At 46.4% G+C, this 22556-nt stretch carries 14 protein-coding genes and 1 other annotated feature; of the genes, 7 read left to right on the top strand and 7 right to left on the bottom strand.

What is annotated here, in order from left to right:
- Positions 1 to 60: 60 nt before the first annotated feature.
- Together NST58_RS09215 and NST58_RS09210 are read right to left on the bottom strand one after the other, a co-directional pair.
- Positions 61 to 480 carry a DUF350 domain-containing protein gene (locus tag NST58_RS09215; protein ID WP_036683543.1) on the bottom strand — a complete coding sequence of 140 codons (420 nt, stop codon included), beginning with the start codon at positions 478 to 480 and terminating at the stop codon, positions 61 to 63.
- Between the two features lie 31 nt (positions 481 to 511).
- Positions 512 to 2878 (bottom strand): endonuclease MutS2, encoded by a 2367-nt coding sequence (locus NST58_RS09210; protein WP_339247442.1) that lies wholly within the window; start codon positions 2876 to 2878, stop codon positions 512 to 514.
- Between the two features lie 152 nt (positions 2879 to 3030).
- Here NST58_RS09210 and NST58_RS09205 point away from each other — a divergent pair, with 152 nt between their 5' ends.
- Positions 3031 to 3378: a phage holin family protein gene (locus tag NST58_RS09205; RefSeq protein WP_036683548.1), complete on the top strand. Its 348-nt coding sequence runs from the start codon at positions 3031 to 3033 to the stop codon at positions 3376 to 3378.
- Positions 3379 to 3448: 70 nt separating this feature from the next.
- Here NST58_RS09205 and NST58_RS09200 read toward each other — a convergent pair whose 3' ends face one another.
- Positions 3449 to 4516 (bottom strand): GGDEF domain-containing protein, encoded by a 1068-nt coding sequence (locus NST58_RS09200; RefSeq protein WP_076126393.1) that lies wholly within the window; start codon positions 4514 to 4516, stop codon positions 3449 to 3451.
- A gap of 240 nt (positions 4517 to 4756) precedes the next feature.
- Here NST58_RS09200 and NST58_RS09195 point away from each other — a divergent pair, with 240 nt between their 5' ends.
- The gene (locus tag NST58_RS09195; protein ID WP_339247440.1) at positions 4757 to 5185 is read left to right on the top strand and encodes a cupredoxin domain-containing protein; all 429 of its coding nucleotides are present in this window, start codon (positions 4757 to 4759) and stop codon (positions 5183 to 5185) included.
- 137 nt (positions 5186 to 5322) lie between these two features.
- On the opposite strand, the gene NST58_RS09190 is transcribed toward NST58_RS09195, so the two are convergent.
- The 3 genes from NST58_RS09190 to pheS all read right to left on the bottom strand — a co-directional run bounded on the left by NST58_RS09190 (position 5323) and on the right by pheS (position 11243).
- On the bottom strand, positions 5323 to 7446 hold the full coding sequence (locus NST58_RS09190) for a hypothetical protein (protein WP_339247437.1): 2124 nt from the start codon (positions 7444 to 7446) through the stop codon (positions 5323 to 5325).
- 199 nt (positions 7447 to 7645) lie between these two features.
- Entirely contained in the window at positions 7646 to 10090 is a 2445-nt protein-coding gene (pheT, locus tag NST58_RS09185) for a phenylalanine--tRNA ligase subunit beta (protein ID WP_076126389.1), read from the bottom strand.
- 118 nt (positions 10091 to 10208) lie between these two features.
- Entirely contained in the window at positions 10209 to 11243 is a 1035-nt protein-coding gene (gene pheS / locus NST58_RS09180) for a phenylalanine--tRNA ligase subunit alpha (RefSeq protein ID WP_076126387.1), read from the bottom strand.
- Between the two features lie 60 nt (positions 11244 to 11303).
- Positions 11304 to 11589 (bottom strand) — a binding site (T-box leader).
- Between the two features lie 265 nt (positions 11590 to 11854).
- On the opposite strand from pheS, the gene NST58_RS09175 reads away from it, so the two are divergent.
- The 5 genes from NST58_RS09175 to NST58_RS09155 all read left to right on the top strand — a co-directional run bounded on the left by NST58_RS09175 (position 11855) and on the right by NST58_RS09155 (position 19828).
- Positions 11855 to 14416 carry a hypothetical protein gene (locus NST58_RS09175; RefSeq protein WP_339247433.1) on the top strand — a complete coding sequence of 854 codons (2562 nt, stop codon included), beginning with the start codon at positions 11855 to 11857 and terminating at the stop codon, positions 14414 to 14416.
- Positions 14417 to 14440: 24 nt separating this feature from the next.
- Positions 14441 to 15937 carry an efflux RND transporter periplasmic adaptor subunit gene (locus NST58_RS09170; RefSeq protein WP_339247432.1) on the top strand — a complete coding sequence of 499 codons (1497 nt, stop codon included), beginning with the start codon at positions 14441 to 14443 and terminating at the stop codon, positions 15935 to 15937.
- A complete protein-coding gene (locus NST58_RS09165) occupies positions 15934 to 16632 on the top strand; it encodes an ABC transporter ATP-binding protein (protein WP_076126381.1) in 699 nt (232 codons plus the stop codon). The genes NST58_RS09170 and NST58_RS09165 overlap by 4 nt, the downstream gene beginning before the upstream one ends.
- Entirely contained in the window at positions 16629 to 17801 is a 1173-nt protein-coding gene (locus tag NST58_RS09160) for an ABC transporter permease (protein ID WP_339247430.1), read from the top strand. The genes NST58_RS09165 and NST58_RS09160 overlap by 4 nt, the downstream gene beginning before the upstream one ends.
- Before the next feature lie 413 nt (positions 17802 to 18214).
- On the top strand, positions 18215 to 19828 hold the full coding sequence (locus NST58_RS09155) for a sensor domain-containing diguanylate cyclase (RefSeq protein WP_339247429.1): 1614 nt from the start codon (positions 18215 to 18217) through the stop codon (positions 19826 to 19828).
- 61 nt (positions 19829 to 19889) lie between these two features.
- Here NST58_RS09155 and pulA read toward each other — a convergent pair whose 3' ends face one another.
- Complete coding sequence (gene pulA / locus NST58_RS09150) at positions 19890 to 22277, bottom strand: type I pullulanase (protein ID WP_339247427.1); 2388 nt, start codon at positions 22275 to 22277, stop codon at positions 19890 to 19892.
- Positions 22278 to 22556 lie beyond the last annotated feature (279 nt).

Below are 22556 nucleotides of genomic sequence, written 5' to 3'. Positions count from 1 at the left end.
CTCAATTCAAAGCTTGTCCAGATCCATAATCCTTTGCAGGGTGTCCTTATAAGGACGGATTTAAAAAATAGCCGCACCTATTACATAAGACAACGATACCGAGATCAGCATGGCAATAAGTCCAACAGCACGGTTATCCGCAGCGATCTCCTCGTCAATAGAGAATACAGGGGTCAGAAATTCAAATAAAAAATAGGCAAGCAGCAGCAGCAAAAAACCGACGACGGACCACTTCATTGTCTCGTAAATTGAAACACCAGCTTCAATACTGAAACGCAGTACGTTGCAAATTCCGAAGATTTTACCGCCTGTCGCCATTGCCACTGCCAGGTTTCCCTTACGTATTTCTTCCCAGCAATTATATTTCGTTACCATTTCAAAAAAAGACAGAAATACAACCAGCCCAAGAATCGCCACTGCAAAGTAGCCAAGCAAGGCACCTAGCGGATGACCCAGCAAAAGATCAATATCTTCTTGCACGCTTTCCCCTTCTTTCTGCCGGGAAATCCCGCTATTGCAGCTCAGCCACAGTTACGCCCGCGCCGCCTTCGTTATAATTCCCGAGCCGATAACTCTTCACATGCTTGTGCTTACGCAAATATTCCTGAATTCCTGTACGCAGCACACCCGTTCCTTTACCATGAATGATGGCGATCTGACCCAGATTACCTAAAAAGGCTTCATCGATAAAACGATCTGTCTCCATGATAGCTTCCTCCAGGTTAGTCCCGCGCAAATCCAGTTCACTGCGAATGTTCTCATCACGGGAACGTTTGACGGTTGTCGCATGGCGAAGGGCCGTTGGCGCAGCTGTTGCCTTCGAGGAGAGCAATTCCAAATCATCCAGCCTTACCTTCATCTTCATAATGCCAAACTGCACCAGCGCCTCTTTAGTACCGCTTAGCTCCACCACAAAGCCCTTTTGGTTCAAGCTGTCGACTTTCACTTCATCTCCAGGACCAATTGTACGTGGAGCCTTGGTAGTCTTGCGGGTAACAGCCTTCTTGCGCGGTGATGGCTCAGCTTCATCCAGACGTCGCCGCGCTTCAATCAGCTTATGCTCTTTAACTGAAGCTCCTTCTTCCATAGCCAAGCGGCGCAAATCACTGATAATTCCCTCAGCTTCCTTACGTGCTTTGTCCAGGATCGCGCTGGCGTCCTTCTCAGCCTTCTCGAGGCGTTTCTCACGCTGGCTTTCCAGCTTCTCAAGCTCTTGCTGTTGTCTGCTGCGCAGCTCCTCCACTTCGCGGCGGATGCCCTCTGCACGTTCATACTCCTGTTCCGCTCCCAGCCGATTCTCTTCGAGAGAAGCAATCATATGCTCCACGCGCAGATCTTCTTCCTTCACTTCGCCGCGGGCATGCTCCAGAATCGCATGAGGCAGGCCTAGACGCTCGGCAATCGCAAAGGCGTTGCTTCGTCCGGGTACGCCGATCAACAAGCGATAGGTTGGGCTAAGGGTCTGGACATCAAATTCCATACTGGCATTGATGACTCCCTTACGCTCATAAGCGTATGCTTTCAGTTCGCTATAATGTGTTGTTGCGACCATACGGCATTCGATCCGGTGAATATGCTCCAGAATGGCAATTGCCAGCGCAGAGCCTTCTGCCGGGTCGGTTCCAGCCCCCACCTCATCAAGCAGAATAAGGCTCTTAGGAGTCATTCTACGCAGAATGGAGATAATATTAGTCATATGACTAGAGAAGGTACTCAGACTTTGCTCAATGCTCTGTTCATCGCCAATATCAGCATAAATGGCATCAAACACACACATCTGGCTGCCTTCCTCTGCTGGAATAAACAAGCCGGACATCGACATTAAGCTCAACAAGCCGATGGTTTTGAGGGTAACGGTCTTACCACCGGTATTCGGTCCGGTTACGATAATTGAGCTGTATTGATTGCCCAGCTCCACGTCCAAAGGAACCACATGCTCCGCTGGAATAAGCGGATGCCGCCCTTTGCGCAGCTTAAGATAACCGCGGTCATTCATACGCGGCTGAGTAGCCTTCATATCACGAGCAAGACGCGCTTTGGAGAAGATGAAGTCCAGTTCTCCCAGAATATCAATATCGTAGGTCATTTCTTCCGCAATGTCAGCTACAAGTGCCGTCAGCCTGTGTAAAATGATCTCGATTTCTCGTTCCTCACGCAGCCGTGTTTCACGAAGTTTATTATTCATCGCCACAATAGACTCTGGCTCGATAAATAAAGTCGCTCCTGATCCAGACTGATCATGTACGATACCACCGAAATGGGCACGGTACTCCGCTTTTACAGGAATAACAAACCGATCACCACGAATGGTTACCAGCTGATCCTGCAGCATTTTCGCTACAGAAGACGAACGAATCATCGAATCCAGCTTCTCACGAATTCTGGTCTCTCCTCCGCGCAATTCACGGCGAATGTTAGCCAGCTCAGAACTAGCTGTATCAAGTACATCAGCATTCTCGTCTATACATAAACGGATGGCATCTTCCACATGTTTTTGCTCCGATAAAACGTCGCTCAGTGAGAACAGGAGCTCAATCTTTTCTTCCTCATGCATAGCTGCCAGGAAACGTTTGACTCTGCGTGCGCCGCCAATGGTATTTCCAACGGCCAGCAGCTCAGTTGTTCCCAGCATTCCGCCTATAGACGCACGTTTGAGTGCAGCTCGAATATCGCTTACCCCGCCGAACGAAGGAATGCCCTTCAGGCGATCCACATTAGCCGCTTCATCCGTGGCTTGAAGCAGCTTCTTCACACCTTCGAAATCGCCGGAGGGCCTTAGCTGCTCCGCAGCCAATCTTCCCATGGGGGTTTGCGTATATTGCATTAATTTATTTAAAATCTTGCGATATTCAAGCGTATGCAAAATTTTGTCGTCCAATTACAGTCACAGCTCCCTTCATAGATGTTTCCATTATACAGAATTCAGGTCAATTTCGCTATTTGGGTCTTATTTTCAAGCATAGAATCACGTAATAAGGTCACAATAAGAACTGCACATATCCTTAGCATGGGCCAAAGGAGGTTAGTACAGTGAATTTCTTAAGTCATGTTGGTCGTTTTGTGGTCGCAGCGCTTGTTCTGATGGTTGTGGGCTGGATTGTTCCACAGTTCACGGTTGGTGGGTTCTGGAGCGCTCTAATCCTTGCACTGGTGATTGCGCTACTCGGCTGGGTAGTCGAAGGAATCTTCGGCAAAAAAGCAACGCCTTTCGGTCGTGGTATCGTCGGCTTTATTGTCAGTGCGGTAGTAATCTGGGTCGCTCAATTCGTAGTCAGCGGAGTCAGCGTATCCATTCTGGGTGCCATCTTAGCAGCTCTTGTCATTGGGATTATCGACCTGTTTCTGCCGGTATCCACTCCATTTGAGGCCGCTAAGTAACAAAAGCTCTTCACAACACAGAACCCCCTATTCCGGTTCTTCTCCGGCAATAAGGGGTTCTGTGTTGTTTTTATGCAAAAGACACAATCTCCTCTTTATGACTCTCCGCACAGTTGACCACTCTGTTCTTGCCTTGCTTTTTAGCGGTATAGAGCGCTTTGTCTGTTTTACGAAAGAGAAGCTCTTTCCCATCCCCAAGCTGATAATCACAAATTCCAATGCTCACGGTGATCGGCTTGTTACCAGCCTGCAAATGTTCAATTTGAGCAATATTTTTCCGTAATTTCTCTACTGCTTCATAGGACTCCGAGAAACTTTTATCTGTAAAAATCACAGCGAACTCTTCCCCGCCATACCTAGCCGCAAAATCATTTAACTCAATCATGCCGCCTACCTTGTCCGCTATCACCTTAAGTACAAGGTCTCCAACCCTGTGTCCGTAGGTATCATTCACTTGCTTGAAGTTATCAATATCGAAAAGAGCCAGCTGTAGCTGAAGGTTGTTGCTTTCACATTGCTCCAATAATGAATCCAAATATTCATGAAAGGTTTTATGATTATAGAGTCCAGTGAGTGCGTCTATCTTCAGCAGCTTATCCGAAATAGCCCTCTCCACCATTAGATCTTGGCCCGCCTTGGTTAATCTTTCTAAATTAATACGCGCTTCACGAGCACGAATAATTACTGCAATAGCCATCAGCACAAATACCAAAAATACACACTCTACCATCAAGAATTCAAGCAGCGGTTTATGTAGGAATGGCCGTTCCAACCCAAAATATACCCCGGCATAAAACACAATACTAAATAACCCCATTATGTACAGGAGCTTACGATCAAAATAAATAAGAGCAACCATAATCGGCATCATAAGTGTCATCTGAGCACCGTCAACAAAAGGCTCTAATACAAAATACATAAGATAGGACACTAAAAACCCGCAGCTAACCACCCCATATTTAGGGGACTGTTTACTATAACGCAGCCACAGCTCCGCAGTAATCATAAGGAACACAATTAGTAAATTACAGGCTATAAATAAATGCCATAGATTCGTATCCATGGTTGTTTTTATTTGGAGTCGGTCAATATTCGACAAAAACAGCAACTGTGAGATTAATAAAAGAATGACTACCATCCAATAGCCTTGTAAGATTCTACGGTGCCAAACCTCCGTACTTAGCGCATCATTAATACTTGTAATATGTATCCCCTACTTTTATACGTTAATGTAATAGCTTTCATTATAATAAATTTTAGTTATATTTTCATCATTTTTTTGCAATTTACGACAAAGTTTGAACAGTCTGCCTGTTCACATATTTTTCACATTTCATCAAAGCGCTTACTTAAATTTTAAGTTATGATGTCTACATAATTGTCACATTTTCACTATGCTTGGACTTCTTTGGAGGGGATTAAGATTATTAAAAAATTTGCAATTCTACTTTCAATGGTGTTCGTTATAGCACTTACAGCCTGTGGGAACAACAATGATAGTGCTGCTGGCAATGCTAACACAGCGGAGCCGGAAATCGAGGCAGAAACAGAACTCATAATTACAGCTACAAATTACAGCTTTGATAAGGAAGAATATCATCTAAAAAAGGGTGTTCCCGTCAAAATCATTTTTAAAAATGATGACGGCAATCACGGTATCCTTATTCCAGAGTTCGAGCTGCAGCTTAATGAAAAAAAATCCTCAAAGGTGATCGTACCCGAGGAAGCTGGAACTTTCGAAATGACCTGCTCCATTATGTGTGGCTCCGGACATAGCGGAATGAGAGCTACAATCATCGTGGAATAGATTACACATAAACAGCCGATTATTAGGGATTCCCCTGAGATCGGCTGTTTTTTTAATTTGAGCTCATTAATAAAGAGAGCTGACCCGAAATAGATCTCTCTACTCATCAGGTCAGCTCTTTTACTTGCATCCGGCACTCAACTGTCTTGCTCGATCAGTTGAATCCATTCATTATATTCATTTTGTAGCTTGGCATATTCTTCTTTAAGGTTACGATGCTCATCTGTCAGCTTGTCAAGCTCTTCCTGACGCATTTCAAACTGGAGCTGCAACAAACGAAGCTGTCCTTGAACCATTTCATAGCTTTCACCAACTTCACCTAGCTGCTGAAGCACTTCGCTACGTTCACGATCAATAACTTCCTGCTTCATTTCAGCCTCACCGGCTTCCTGCTGCCAAATGTCGATCTCCTCACGCAGCTTTGCTTCGAGATCCGTCCACTGCAGCTGCTGATCGGATAGTTCCTCGTACTTATGCTTCCAGGAAGCTCCGTACGCCTCTGCTTCCTTCAGCACTTCCTGTTGCTCAGCAACAGTAGCAGCAGCTTCACGACTAGCTTCAGATAACTCTTCTAAGCGTCGTGTTGCCTCTTCGCCTTCTTCCTGCAACAGTTGATATCTTTCCTGCAGGCGTTCTCCTTCTTGCAGTACATCGTCGTATTGAGCAATCAATTCCTCATAACGAACACGAAGCGCAGACAATTCCTTCTGAGCCTGCACACCTTGCTCCCGAAGTACCGCTGTTTCGCGTTCTGCATCTGTACGAAGCTGAACCTCCTGATCCAGCTGCTGTACTAATCCATCGGCTTGCCCACGTAGCGTGTCGATCTCTTTCTGGAGCAACACGGATTTCTCCTCAGACTCCAGCAGATTCATTTCCAGTTCACCAATATCTTCCATGCGTTTATCCGAAAGCTCCTGCCAGTTAGCCGCCTCTGCTGCTGATCCCGCAAGCTCTTCCTGAACACGGTGCAGATTTTCACTCGTCTCCTGTAGTGACGCTCTTAGCTCTGTAGCTTCATTCTGTGACTGTTGATAACGCTGGCGTAACTCTTCCAGCTCCTCATTCAACAGTGTGCCCAGCTCAGTAGCCGTGTGAAGCTCTTCACTGAGCTGTTCTTCACGTTTAACAATCGCTTCATATTGTCCAAGAAGCGTCTGTCTTGCATCTCGCTCACTCTTAAGACTGGCTTCAGCCGCACGTAATCTGGACTGAAGTTGCCCTGTCCCACCACGAAGCTCAGCCAGCTGTTTCTCCAGCTCTTGAATATTTTGCTTATGTCTATGCTCTTGAGTGCCTTGTGACTGCCGCAGTTCCTTATTCTTGGTTTGTTCCCGCTGCAGTGCTTCACGTTCTTCCGCCAGCTCTTTGCCCAACTTCGCTTTGGTACTCTCAAGCTCTTTACCTAAGGTCAACTTGGTATCTTCAAGCTCCTTACCTAACTTCAACTTGGTATCCTCAAGCTCCTTACCCAGCGTCAATCTGGTATCTTCGAGTTCTTTACCTAATGTAGACTTGGTAACCTCAAGCTCTTCCTCCAGTGTTGACTTGGTCTCGGTCAGCTCAAGCTGCAGAGCAGACAGCGTGTCTGTCTTCTCCTTGGTCAGCGTCACCCGGATGTTCTCCAGCTCTTGCAGATGAGCAGCCTTCTGCTCCTCTAGCTGCTGCAAGCGGATGGCTTCCGCCTTCGCCAGTTCCTGCCGCTGGTGTTCACGACTAGCTGCCTGCTCTTCTTCGTAGCTTGTCCGCAGTGCTTGCAGCTCTATCTCGCGCTCAAGCAATTCTTCTTCCAGCTTCTTGCGTGCAGCTTCCACAGCTTGCACTGCCTCCTGAAGCTGTTCCTCATGTACCTTGCGTTCATTCTCCTGAATCTCCAAATGCCGCTTACGTTCTTCCTCCGCAGCAGCAATCAGTCGCCCAGCCTCTTCTTTGGCCGCAGCTTCTAGTCGCTCGAATTCTTCTTGCCGCTCCCGCTGTACCTCCAGCAGGCGAGATACTTCCAATCGCAGTTCACTGCGTTCACCTGTCATCATGTTTAGTTCATTTTTGAAGTCCTGAACCTGAATAGCCTGCTCCGCCATATGTACAGCTGCAAGCACCGCTATACGCGGTGTGTCCAGTCTGGTGTGAGATTTAGAAATCGTGCGCATATGTTCATCAACATAACGGGCCACTTGTTTCATATATTCAGTACTGCTTCCGACGAGTTTATAGGAAGTTCCGTATATCTCCACGGCGACACGTGTCCGGTCCATAGCCACAGTTGTGCCCTCCTTTGTATGTGTGCGGATTCTAAGCTAGTTTCACTTCTTCTATTGTAGCTTTTTTGGTAAGCATTTGGCAAAATCCCTAATATTCAATAGATTATGGCTGATATTCTCCGCTTTGCACTCTACCTAGAAAAAGCCGCAGCGAATCTCAGTTTCTAAATGGATTCGCTGCGGCTTTACACAATTCCTGCTACTTTCTTAATTCTGCACCAAAAGTTTGTTGAAGAGATGCTAATACCTTCTCATGCACCTCTCCTACTTCCTCATCAGTCAGTGTATGTTCACTATGACGATACAGCAGTGAGATCGCGATGCTCTTCTTTCCATTCTCCAGCTTACCACCAGTATAAACGTCAAATACCTGTACGGACTGGAGCAAAGAACCTCCGTTATCGCGGATGGAAGCTAGCAGATCGCCCGCTGGTACAGCGGAATCCACGACCACAGCAATATCCCGCTCCATTCCTGGGAAACGCGGAAGCTCATTATATTGCAAACGGCTTTGCGCACTTTCATATAACGGCTGCAATAAAATTTCTGCCGCATAAGTATCCACCAGATCCAGCTGTCTTTGCAGATCCGGATGAATCTGTCCCATCGTTCCGATCTTCACACGACCCTCGTTTCCGAGTAAATATACCGACGCGGAACGCCCAGGATGATATCCTTCTGGACTATCTCCTACATAGACGATTTTATCGGTCAGCCCTAAATGAGCAAATACCGTTTCCAGCGCACCCTTCAAATCAAAGAAGTCCACAGGCTGTGCCGAAACATTCCATTGCTTCACTGTTAAGCTTCCGCTAAGCAGCAGCCCCAGCACCGGCAGTTCGCGTGGCTGACGAGTCAACTGTTCTTCATCCGTGAAGAAGACGTTGCCGATTTCAAACAATGCCAAGTCGCTTTGACGACGATTGGTATTGTAGCTGGCAATATCCAAGAGTTGTGGTAGAAGGCTGGTACGCAGTACGCTGCGTTCTTCACTCATCGGCATAGCCAGCTTCACCGCTACTGCTCCTTCTGATAACTCAGGGAACATTGTGCTTTGTTGCGGCTGGATGAAGGAGTAACCCATCACCTCTTGGTAACCGCCATGTGACAATAGGCGACGCAGTTCACGACGGAGCGCTTGCTTGTGAGTTAGTGCTCCTGGCGTTGTAATTCCTTCAATTAGAGTCGTTGGAATATTGTCATACCCGTACAGGCGGGCAATTTCTTCAATAAGATCAACATCATAGCTGATATCGCCACGTCTGGTTGGGACTTGAACTTCAATCAGCCCTTGTGCGGTATCTCCACATTTGAAATGTAGACGGCCAAACAATGTCTTCACTTCCAACAAGGACAAATCCGTTCCCAGATAACGATTCAGTTTCTCTAAGGACAAGGTGAGAACCTTCTCTTGAACAGCGTCAGTTCCTGCTTGCACGATGCCTTCATGGACCGATCCGCCAGCATAACGTGCAATCAGTACGGCTGCACGGTTCAATGCAGGAATAACTGCACTTGGATCCACTTCCTTCTCGAAACGAAGGGAGGCTTCAGAGCGAAGTCCCAATTGACGCGAGGTTTTACGGATCGTTCCTCCATCAAACTTAGCAGATTCCAGAACAAGGTTTACCGTCTCAGCAGTAACCTCTGTATCCCGTCCACCCATTACTCCGGCCAGACCTACAGCTTTTACTCCATCAGCGATAACGAGCATTTGCGGCTCTAGCTTACGCTCTTGACCGTCAAGTGTAACCAAAACTTCACCTTCATGGGCAAGACGAACGCCGAGTTCTCCACCTTGTACTTTATCTGCATCAAAAGCATGCAGCGGCTGTCCATATTCCAGCATCACATAATTGGTAATGTCCACAATATTATTAATTGGACGAACCCCAGCAGCCATCAGACGATTCTGAATCCACAGCGGTGATGGTGCAGGTTTAACACCTGCAATATAACGAACTGCATAATGGCTGCAGTATTCTTCATCTTCAATCTTGACGGAAATGGAATCCGCAGCAGGACCACTGATCTCAATCATTTCGCTTTTTGGATCAGGTAATTTAACTTCACGCCCAAGAATTGCACTTACTTCATAAGCAGCTCCAATCATGCTGAGGCAATCTGAACGGTTCGGAGTCAGATCGAATTCCAGAATCTCGTCATCTAAGCCGAGGACCTTGGAAATATCCTGACCAATCTCTGTCCCTTCAGGCAGCACAAGAATACCTTCTTGTTGCTCTTTTGGAAGCAATTTATCATTCAGTCCCAATTCTTTGGCCGAACAGATCATTCCTTGCGACAGGACACCGCGCAGCTTGGCTTTTTTGATATCCAGTCCTGGCAGCTTTGCGCCAACCATTGCTACAGGTACAGTTTGACCTGCAGCTACATTTTTTGCGCCGCAAACGATTTGTAGCTCCTCATCTTGGCCCACATCCACGATACATACGTTCAGCTTGTCTGCATCAGGATGTTTTTCCTTTGATTTCACATAGCCGGTTACGATGCCGGAAATACCTTTATTGCGGCGCTCTACGCCGTCAATCTCAATGCCGGCAGCGGTAATCTTCTCCGCTAGCTGTTCGGCGGTTACTCCTTCAATCGATGTATAATCAGCCAACCATCCGGTTGATACTTTCATATCCGCTCACTTCCTTTATGTTTCAGATGTATTTATTTCACTGTCGTTCGCGCTGCTTCCTGTGGGAGAACGGTCCAAAGCCATTCTCCGCCACTATCAGCCAGCGCGCCCACAAAAACTAAACGCCCTTGAATTGCTTCACAAAACTCATGTCATTACTATAGAAATGTCGGATGTCATCGATGCCGTATTTAAGCATTGCAATCCGCTCTACACCCATTCCGAAAGCGAAGCCGCTGTACTCAGCAGGATCATAGCCACCCATTTTCAGTACATTTGGATGCACCATACCTGCGCCAAGGATTTCTAACCATCCGCTTTGCTTGCATAGTCTGCAGCCATCGCCGCCACATTTGAAGCAGCTTACATCTACTTCAACACTTGGCTCAGTGAATGGGAAAAAGCTCGGACGAAGACGAATGCCTGTATTCGGTCCAAACATCTCCTGCACAAATTGTTGCAGGGTGCCCTTCAGATCACTCATTCGAATGTTACTTCCAATGACCAAACCTTCGATTTGGTGGAACTGGAAGGAATGCGTTGCATCATCATCATCACGGCGGAATACTTTACCCGGGCAGATGATTTTTACCGGAGCTTCACCGTTCATAGCCTGCATAGTACGAATCTGTACCGGCGAGGTTTGTGTGCGCATTAACAGGTCATCCGTTAAATAGAAAGAATCCTGCATATCACGTGCCGGGTGATTCTTAGGCAAATTTAGAGCTTCAAAGTTATAATAATCGGTCTCTACTTCCGGACCTTCAGCTACACGGTAGCCCATGCCGATAAAAATATCCTCAATCTCCTGTACGACTCTGCTAAGCGGGTGAATGCCCCCTTGCTGCATACGGCGACCCGGTAAGGTTACGTCTACTTTTTCAGCCTGCAGACGTTGCTGGGTTTCCTGCTCTTGAAAAGCCTCCTGCTTCGCGCCGATAATCTCCTCAATAGCACTGCGAACCTGATTCGCTACTTGCCCGATTACCGGACGTTCCTCAGCACTAAGTCCTCCCATACCGCGCAGAACCTCTGTAAGCTCACCTTTTTTACCGAGATACTTCACTCTTAGATCATTTAGTACCTGCGGATCCATAACCTCCTGCAGCTTAGCCAGCGCTTCAACCTTCAATGCTTCCAACTTCTCTTTCATGGCCGTGTACAGCCCCCTTCAATCATTGTCTAGTTCAACAAAAAAAGGCCTTTCCTCCCGGTAAGGGACGAAAAGACCGTGGTACCACCCTTGTTAGACAAGCTGATCTGTTCCCCTTAAGAGCTTCATTCCCTCTTTTGGCTGGACAGATACCTATCTCACTTTATACAGAAATAACGGTCTGTGACCGGTATCCCCTACCCTTCCCTATTAGACAGCTTAAGGAATTCAGGGAACTGCTCCGGAGTGAACTTCGACAGCTCTGCTTCTTAGAAACGCTCTCAATCCGCGGCGTCTCCTCCCTGTAAGTCAGGCACTGTGTACTCTTCTCCATCACTGCATTTCACAATTCATGCTAATTGTCAGGTATCTCTTTACTACAAGAGATATGTCTCTTTATTATATGCAAAATCTGTCGTTTTGACAAGCTGGACAAAATTAGGCTAATTTTTATCTTCTTTTAAGCTGGCTTTAAGCTTCAGAGCCATTTTTCCAACTTTTTTTCAGCTAACATTCAGCGGGGCTTGATAATTTCCATTACTAGGAAGGCTTGCTTATCCACTCGGGTGCACCTTCGCAGACTATTAACTATCCTATTGGGAGGAAATCAAATGCATGTACGGAGAATAAAAGTAGCCGCGGTGCTGCTAAGCACAGCTGTACTTAGCCAGTCTGCAGCGTATGGAGCTCATACCGCTTGGGCCGGGACTACATCCACCAAAATAGCAACAACAGCTTCCGTATCCGCTCTGGATAAACTAGGCTCCATAGCCTTGAAGACTAACATCAGCGCAAAGCTGACGGATGTCAGCTTATTAACTCAGGATGGCGGAAATATTCTTACATACACACTCAGCTACTCTAATGGAAGCAACGCTAGCCTCAATCTGGTGGACTTTTTCTCCAAAGTAACTACTAGCGGCGGTACAGTTATTCAAGGAAGCCCTATTACCAGCAGTGCAACCATCAAATCCATTGCCGCGAAAAGCAGTCAATCTATCACCTACTATGTAAACATCGGCAAATCCACCTCTTTAAACGGGGTCAAAATTTCATTGTACGGATGGGACTTCAACACCACCGATTATCAAAAAAAACTAGGGAACTTCACCGTACCAACAGGATATTCACAAGCTGTCGCCAGAGGGCAGAGTAAAAAGATCACCCTAAACAATCTCCCTGTAACCACCAAGGCAGAGAGCCTGCAAATTTATAAATATAACGGTAAGGTCTATGCCAAGGTTGGCGTTAGCTTCACTAATCAAGGAACCAAGGTACTCAGTGATACTGGACTTAAAGGATACCTCGCTTCCGCTGGAGGATCTGTATTTGAACTCGCACTTGAAGACACCAGCACCAGCTATAAAGTACAGCCTCAGGAAAAGAAGACGATCTACTATTTGACGGAAATCCCTTCTTATATGAAGACAGACAACATGGCGCTGCAATTTGCCGGAGAAGATGCCTCATTAAAAATAGCTTTGCCGGTTGTCGCCTACAATCTCCCCGCTGCAACAACACCGGATCTTGTCGTAGCCAGCAATGTCACGAAGAAGCTTACAATCAGCAATAATACAGTCGAAACACAGCTGAAAACGGCTAACGTCTATGCTGACAATGGCAACGCAAAGTGGACACTACAGTTCCGCATCAAAAATAGCGGCAACAAAGCGGTGAATGTGCCTGCCTATGAACTTGCTATTAAAGCCGCTGAAGGGTATAGCTTTCCGGTAGATACGAAGGATTTTACCAGCCTAACATTGAAACCGCTTGAAGAAAAGATTATTGAACTCAGCGCAGATGTACCACTCACACTCAATCAAGGAACATTGCAGCTGCAAATGACTGAGCCGGCTGCTGAAGGCAAGATCATTTTTCCTACCGCCTATTATCAGATCCCTTACACGCTGCAAACTAACAATTGGCAGGACACGGAATACCCCATTGAGAACAGTCACGGTACATTTGTTGTCAAAATTGCAAACATTCAAAGACTCCCTTGGTCCGACAAAGACCAGATCGTAGCTAAAATCAACATCCGCAACACTAAATCAACCTCTGTTCAGCTTCCTGCGCTTACAAGTGTCGTCAAAGCTGGAGAAAGTGACATCAGCAGCACTTCCCAGGTTGTCTCAGAAAGTACGCAAACCATCCTCGGTCCAAATGAATCGGCTGCTGTGTATGTCGTAGCCAATGTTCCTTATAGCTATACTTTCAATCAATTAAAAATCACCCTGCAAGAAACTTCAGGTGAAAGTAAGCTTAACTTCCTTTCTCTAAGTACTACCCAACTGGACAGCCGGGTACAGAGTGTTGCAGCTGAAAATTCTTTCCATCTTGAGCTTGAAGGTAAAAAAGCGGAATTACTTGTACGCCGGACCCTCGTGTACCCAGGTACAGATTCAAATCTCTTGTACACAGAACTAGAAATGAACAGTGAGGAATCGCGTAAATCCGAACAGGCTCAGCTCGTAGCCTATTACAAAACACAAGACAATCAATATTATGAAGCCGAAGTCACCCAGTCCAAAACCTCCACCAGTCCTAACGGAAAAAGTCTGGTCACCCTCTGGAGTAAGCTCCCTCTCGGTATAGATCCAGCGAACCTTGTCCTTTACATCGGGGAGGGTGTTTCTGAAGGCAAGCTTACCGCTCCTGGCGGTCAATCGTCGGGTTACATCAATACGGTATCGCTTGGACTGAACCAGTTGGGGGTGGAGCCCAAAGGCAATCTTTTGAACGTGGAAATGTTTCCTTATACTCTATCCGTTACAAATGCAGTCGCCACCGTCACCGCTGGTAAAGATACGCTCAGCACTGCACTAACCTACAACATGTCAGCCAGCACGCTTTATGAATCAGGCACCTATGAGCACAAACTGGTGTTGGAGCTGATTGACCCCTTAGGACAAAGCATGGAAAAAACATTAACGCTTGGCACAGATCTACAATTAGGTAACTTCAAGTCGTACACCACAACCTTCACAAGCAGCCTGTACAAAACACTGGGTGGCGGCGCAATCCGGTTGAATCTATACGACGAATTCCAAGGCCATCGAAATCTGCTGGGAACACAAACCTATGTTGTCACTTATCAGGCGGCAGCAACGACTTCGAACAGCAACTCTACTTCTGGTACAGATCCAGACACCAGCAATACATCCGGCAATTAATATGATGAGCTAGGGAGGATAGAAATGAAGAAGAAAAAAATAGTGTTCTGGACTCTTGGAGTAGTAGTTGTAGCCACAGCAGGAATGCTGGTTTATACATTGTTACCTGATAAGAACAGTCAAGCCGCTGAAGCGCCTGTTAATACAGCTACCGTTACAAAGGGCGATATCGTAGTTAGTGTATCCGGAGCCGGCTCCGTGATTGCTACAGAAACTGGTAAAGTAAAAACGAAGGACAGCGGGACCGTAGCTGAGGTTCTTGTCAAAGAGGGCGATCTCGTGAAAAAAGGCCAGACTTTGATTACCTTTGAAGGCAATGATCTGAGTGACAATCTCAAGCAGGAGCAAACTTCACTTGCCTCGCTTGAGACCGATCTTGAGGACAAGCAGGAGCAATATAAGAAGCTGGCCGTATCAGGTGCAGCAGAAGATGAGCTGGCAAATGCCAAACGTTCGATTGAAAAGGCCAAAACCGACATTTCGGCGCAACAGGAAAAAATAGCTTCTGTCCAAGAAGATATGCTTCCTCCTGATCCGTTAACGGCTCCTATTGACGGAACTGTAACGACAGTTAATATTGCAAGCGGCGAAAAAGCCATGGACGGCTCTGAACTCATCGACATTACCGATTATGCTAATTTAAGTGTAGTTGTGCAGGTGGATGAGCTTGATATTCCTACTGTAAAGCTAGGGATGCCTGCCACTATTTCATTGGATGCTCTGCCTGATACGGAATTCAAGGGCACGGTTACGAAAATAGCTAATGAGGGCACCGCCTCAAACGGTGTTTCCCTCTTCGATGTTACCATAGGTCTAACAAGCTCCGAAGGTGCTCTTGTCGGAATGTCTGCGGAAGTTTCAGTAACCACTGCTGAGAAAAAGGATGTATTAACAGTACCTATTGAGGCTGTACAAGAAAGAAACGGAAAATACACAGTTTCTATTCCTCTAGCAGCGGGTTCAGCCGCAACTTCCAAAACTACTGGCGAGGGCCAAGCACCAATGCCCAGCGGGGCTCCTGACGCTCGCAGCGGCGCTATGCCCAGCGGGGCTCCTGACGCTCGCAGCGGCGCTATGCCCAGCGGGGCTCCTGACGCTCGCAGCGGCGCTATGCCCAGCGGGGCTCCTGACGCTCGCAGCGGCGCTATGCCCAGCGGGGCTCCTGACGCTCGCAGCGGCGCTATGCCCAGCGGGGCTCCTGACGCTCGCAGCGGCGCTGCCGGTGGAAGAAATCGCGGCAATAGCTCAGGACAGATGGTCACTGTCGAAGTGGGTCTCCATGATGAGAGCAGCATTGAAATTGTCAGCGGACTCCATGAAGGGGACCAGGTGATCATTCCTACCGTAATCTCTACGAAAACCGGAACAACCAGCACGGAAACGGAAACTAGAGGTGGTATGGGCGGTATGGGTGGCGCTGGCTTCGGCGGCAGTGGCTTTAGTGGGGGTGGCGGCTTCAGCGGAGGTGGCGCTGGTGGTATGGGCAGCGCACCAGGTGGTGGCGGAGGTGGCGGCAGATGAGTGCTTCAGCACCTCTGATCGAAGTTCACGACATGTCCCACGGCTACACAATGGCCGGAGAAACCATGACGGTCTTAAATAGCCTTTCCTTTACAATTGATCTGGGGGAGTTCGTAGCTATTATTGGTCCCTCCGGTTCTGGTAAATCAACACTCATGAATATGCTTGGTTGCCTCGATATCTCCGATGAAGGAAGTTATCTTCTAGATGGACAAGAGGTTCGCAAGTTATCCGACAATAAGCTCGCAACGATCCGCAATGAGAAGATCGGCTTTATCTTTCAAAATTTCAACCTGCTCCCCAAGCTGTCAGCCATTGAAAATGTGGAGCTGCCATTGATTTATCGTGGCCTCTCCCATCGGGAAAGAAGACAACTAGCACAGGAAGCACTCATTAAAGTAGGGCTGGAGGATCGGATGCATCACCGCCCTTCTGAGCTTTCGGGAGGACAGCAACAGCGGGTAGCGATTGCCCGGGCTATGGCGGGATCTCCCCCTATTCTACTTGCCGATGAACCAACCGGGGCACTGGATACACGGACGGGGCAGGAAGTCATGCAAATGATACGTGAGTTAAATAAGCAAGGGCATACCATCATCCTTATCACACATGATCTGGAAATAGCTAAACAAGCGGAGCGGATTATTCGTATTCAGGATGGCAACCTCGTGGAAGATCGGAGGAATGCGGGGTGAAATTGTACCAAAGCATGCGAATGGCCCTGAAGAGCATCAACAGCAGTAAGGTTAGAGCGTTTTTAACGATGCTTGGGATTATTATTGGAGTCTCTTCGGTCATCATTCTTGTTTCTGTTGGGCAAGGAACTACTTCACAGATCACAGAGCAGCTAAACGGACTAGGCACAAACCAACTCACTGTAAACATTACTGGCCGTGGGGCGACTACCTCTCTCACCTATGAGGAAGCCCTTGCTCTAGGGGATATAGAGGGTATAGCAAATGTAGCTCCTGTGATCAGCGGCAATGCTACAGCCAAGAATAAAACAGACAACGTTAGTGTAACTGTAGAAGGAATCACCCCCTCTTATGAGGAGGTAAAGGATTTTCATGTACAGGCAGGCCGCTTCTTGCTTGATATTGATAACGAATACCGGCAAAAGGTAGCGTTGATCGGTTCAGGTACGGCCGAAGATTTATTCGGTACAGACAATCCTGTAGGGCAGAAGGTCCAGTTAAACGGAATTAGCTATAAAATCGTTGGGCTTTTAGAAACAAAAGGCTCCAGTCTAAGTGGTTCCAACGACGATATCATACTCATTCCTATAAGCGCGGCAGAACGCCAATTAAAAAGTAAAGGCGTCCGTTCCATCACCATTAAGACAACTTCAGCAGATACTGTAGCAGCTGCAAAAGAAAAACTGGAAAGTACGCTTGATGCTAAATTCAATTATGCGGATAATGCTTTTAGTGTGTTTGATTCTCAGGAAATGCTGGAAACTGTCAATTCCACAACAGATACACTTTCCATGGCGCTTGCAGGCATAGCAGGCATCTCACTTTTTGTCGGCGGCATCGGAATCATGAACATCATGATCGTATCTGTCAATGAAAGAACACGTGAGATTGGTATCCGTAAAGCAATTGGTGCCAAAAAATTCGATATCCTCGCTCAATTCATGATTGAATCCATCGTGCTCAGCGGTTTGGGTGGGGTGCTTGGGGTCGGCATTGGTATCGCGGGCAGTTGGCTGCTGGGTAAATACTCTGCACTTACAGTTTCCATTGCTTGGGATATGGTACTGATTTCTTTTATTTTCTCCTTACTCATCGGCGTGATTTTTGGAATGATGCCTGCGAACAAAGCCGCACGACTTCGCCCCATTCACGCACTGCGTAACGAATAATGAATGTTTAGCTGTCCTATAGTCATTAAGATGACTAAGGGCAGTTTTTTTCAGCAGCTGTAAAAGGTATCATTTATGCTCGAGTTGGGTAATAGGAACCATCGGTTTGAATATAGATAATTCAATAGGCCCATACACTAAACTTTAAATTTTGTCATTTTGATTATTATCTGAGTAAAGATTGCTCTATAAGCAGCACGTCCTATATACTTGATATACTAGAAACTACCATTTACTCACACGTACACTTTCCTATGTTTTCCCACTATGTATACAACACCTCTTTTATCCCAAAAGCACCTTCAAACATCAGTGAATGAATTAAATTACGCCTGACCATAGATTGCGTTCTGCAGGTTCTACTTAAGCAGCAATAGATTTTCTTAATCATCTTATACAGGGAGAAGATGACTGTGGCAGGATTCTTTGAGTTCAAGGTAACACGCAAACTATTCTATGTCTTCGCTGCAATCTCCGTCCTTCTGGTTGGGATCAGCGTCGCCTCGCTACTCTATTTAAATTACACGATTAATAGATTGTCAGATTCTCTTTATGATGATATATATCAGAACTCTAAGCTCATACTGAGCGCGGATCGTGATCTGCATCAAGCCGCTGTAGCCTTGCAAATCGCAATGGGTCCAAACCTAACAGCCGCAGAAGGTGAACAGTTCACTAAGGAGTTTATAGATAATAATCTTCAAGCGGAGGAACGAATAAGTGTAGCAAGATCAAATATCAACGCTATAAAAAACCCTTACAGTGATATGAAACAAAGTGGAATTATCCTTTCCGAATTAAAAAACGAGCTCAGCTCCTTCGAAACTACCATTATCAAATGGAAAAATTCAGGGTATACGCTAATAACAGAACGGACGAAGAGCAGCTGGAACTCAGATTCATATTCTGCGCTCACCCTAAACTCGCAATTCAATGAAGCTAGGGCACATCTCGACCAAGCAGAGGACTTGATTGGCAACTACGCCTTGCAAGTAACGGATGGATTTGGAGATAAAAAAAGCGCTTTGTTCTCTCTTTATTCACTCCTCTTATTTGTGTTTCTCCTAGTTATTATTTACCTTGGACGCAAAATCATCTGGCTCCAGAATGAAATGCTGGAAGAACAAACACTTTATCAGCTTATCGGTGAAACCATGTCTGATTTCATTATTTTGACGGATCCCAACGGGTTGATTCTATATGCTTCTCCCTCACACTCCAGTATTCTAGGTTATGTGCCTAAAAAAGGAGATCCGTTATCCAACTACATACGTGAACCGGAAATTGCCTGGGCTAAATTAAAAAGTGTTGTTCAGGGAACTCCGCGTATTTCTGAACTGCGCATGCGCGGAGCAGAAGGCCAATGGGTATGGCTTGAAACTAAGGTGTCACCTGTTCTCGGCAGCCGTAAATTCCCAGCACAATTTATGCTGTTATCTCGGGAAATTACCCAGCGAAAACAATACGAAGAACGACTACATAAGCTAGCCTTCTATGACCATTTAACTGCGATTCCCAACAGGGCTCATTTCAAAATGTATATGGAGAACCTTATCACCCAACCCGAAGGACGGAGGCAAAATATTGCGCTTGCCCTGCTGGACTGTGATAGATTCAAGCAGCTAAATGATACCTTAGGCCATCTGGCTGGAGACGAATTTCTTCAGCTGCTCTCCCGTGAACTTCAGCATACGGTTAAAGGAATAGGTCAGGCCTTCCGGATCGGCGGAGATGAGTTCGCAGTTGTACTGCATCGATTCACTTCTCCAGAGATGCTTGATGAAACACTGCAGCGGTTACTTAAACTGTTCAACAAGTCTTGGTCTGTTGATAACGGGTCGAGCTTCCATACCTCCGCGAGTATCGGAGTCGCTTTATTTCCTGAACACGGAAGCAGTATTAATGAACTGCTGCGTGCCGCCGATTTGGCGATGTATCGCTCCAAAGACCATGGTGGCAATAAAGCCAATCTCTACTACGAGCTTGTGGACGAAGGGTTAGCTAACCAGACCATTGTAAAACCATAAGAGCAAATAAAAAGCTGTCTCAGGAAAAATCAACCCTGAAACAGCTTTTTTTGTATGGCCTCTAACTGCTTAACCGAAGATGATCTTCTGAAATTTCGTCAATCTCCTGATCACGATCCCGAACTAAGACCTTGGTTAACTCTCCATTCGTAGAACAATCAATGAAACGGTCTCCGTCCCCATCTTTTTCTTCCCAATCATTAAGCCGCAAAATATATCCGATAGTTTGGGTATCTGGCAGCACTTCGATGCGGGCTACTGCACGCCCGTTCTCCATATAACGGAAATCGCATTGTCCATCCTGGATTCCTGTATCCCAAACCCAAAGATTCCAGCCTTGGTAATTCTGATCTGGGCGTTCATAGTGTATTTCGATGATTTTAGAGCGTGGGGCTGTCTCACCACATTTATCATAAAGGACCATCATCGACAACCCTTCCACTTCTACCTCATTGCCTTCGATTCTGCGGATGGCTTCTATCCCGGCACGGGTATGGTCTACTACTACGTTCCAACTATCAGCAACCTCAGGAAGTGATACCGACATCCGGTCATTATTAGCATTGAAGACAACGGTAATATTGTTCCAGAGATCACCTCCTGCATGGCTTCTAAGCAGATACGATACTATTCCGCCATCACAACGCAGAAATTCTAAGGAGCGTTCAATTTCCTGGCGGCCATGCAGACGAAATGCCGGATGTGTACGCCGCAGCTCGATCAGGCCTTTATAATATTGAAATACGGGCTTAAATGCACTTTTCATATTCCAGCGGATCGAGTTGACCGCATCACCGCTGCGGTAGCTGTTATGATCTCCAAATTTACTGCGCAGGAGCTCATCTCCAGCATGCAGGAAAGGAATCCCCTGCGAGGTCAGAATAATTCCGTTAGCAAGCAAGGATCGACGTACAGTTTCATTACCGAGAATATTCTCCTGATCTACATTCACGTATGGATTGGCAAGGGCCACTGCCTCTTCCAGATCTTCGTCATCCATGTTAGCGATTACCGGAAAATCAGCTTCCTGACTCCCTCCTTGAACGATAAGCATCTTATCCCATAAATTCAAATTATCATGGGCAGTTACATAGTTCACCGATTCCACAGGCGAGTCCGTAAACTCATGAATTGCTCCTTTAATTCCGGCTGCAATAGCACCTTCTTTGCCGTATTCGCCTGTCACGAACCCTCTTCCGAAGCCATCACTATCCCCTTTGATCGCTGAACGGAAGTTATCGTTGAAGACAGCATAGCCCTTGCCCCGTTGTACACCTTTTAGCGTTTTAGTGGCCAGCGGAGAATCTCCACCCGTCCAAGGTTCACCGTAAAGCAACAGATTCGGATTCACTTCTAGCCGAAGCTCTTCGGTAATCTCCCGCATGGTAACACTGTCCATCAGTCCCATTAGATCAAACCGGAAACCATCAATATGATATTCCGAAGCCCAATAAGATAAGGAGTCCTTAATAAATTTACGGACCATCGGACGTTCTGTAGCCAGCTCATTGCCAACCCCGGAGCCATTCGACAAACGTCCCGTAAAATCGCGGCGATAGAAATAATCTGGGACAAGCGGCTCAAAGGGGCCATTCTCCACAGCATACGTATGGTTGTAAACGACATCCATAATTACCGCGATCCCGCGGCTGTGTAAGGCCTGCACCATCTCTTTAAATTCACGAATCCGCAAGCCAGGATTGGCAGGATCGGTGCTGTAAGATCCCTCAGGTACATTATAATGCTGGGGATCATACCCCCAATTGTAGTCCACATTAGTTATGGAGGAACCCCGATTGACCACCTTCAGCTCATCCACGGTCTGAAAATCAAATACCGGCATCAGATGTACATGGGTAATCCCTAATTCAGCCAGATGATCAATCCCCACTGTATTTCCTGCCGAATCCTTTAATCCAAATTCGGTAAATGCTTTGAATTTACCCTTATAATGCATACCTGAGCTCTCATGTGAGGAGAAGTCACGAACATGCAGTTCATAAATCACTGCGTCGGCAGGATGCTGTAACGGAGGCGCTACATCCTGATCCCAATGTTCTGGATTCGTATCCTGCAAATTAACGATTGCTGATCTTAAACCATTTGCAGATACCGCTGTTGCATAAGGATCTACTGCTTCCGTCACATTGCCATCTGCAAAAACAGCACGGTACATATAATATTTCCCTTTTAGATCACCTGATAACTTGGTCTGCCAGACTCCACCATTACTACGCTGCATATATACAATACGTCCATTGTCCATAACACTCTTAGGTGACTCAGTATTCAGTTGATGCCCACCTGTTTCGTACAGTACAAGGGACACAGCAAGTGCCGTAGGTGCCCAGACTTTAAATACACTGTACTCCGTTGAATACGTCAAGCCTAAATCCTTGCCCTCGTAGACTTCCATCATCAATTCTGCATTTATATAATTTTTACTCATGAATTAACACCATCCTATGGCTCCCCACCTAACCTGTGGGGTTGCTTATAAGTCCATATATTACCAATTCATTTCATATTAATACTTGCACAGCGCTGCAAGTCGGCAAATGGAGTATAAACTTTCTATGGATCCTTACTATTATATGTACGACATATTTATAGGTTTGGGTTCCTTATCGACTTTATGCTCATTACTAATACTATCGGTATAGACATCTGCGCAATAAAGAAAATAAACAGTGAACAGTAAATGAGGTCGAATTACAGAAAATTATAG

Origin of the sequence: Paenibacillus sp. FSL R10-2796 (genome assembly GCF_037965315.1) — a bacterium.
GTDB lineage: Bacteria > Bacillota > Bacilli > Paenibacillales > Paenibacillaceae > Paenibacillus_AQ > Paenibacillus_AQ odorifer.
This window is presented reverse-complemented; position numbering and strand designations above follow the sequence as displayed.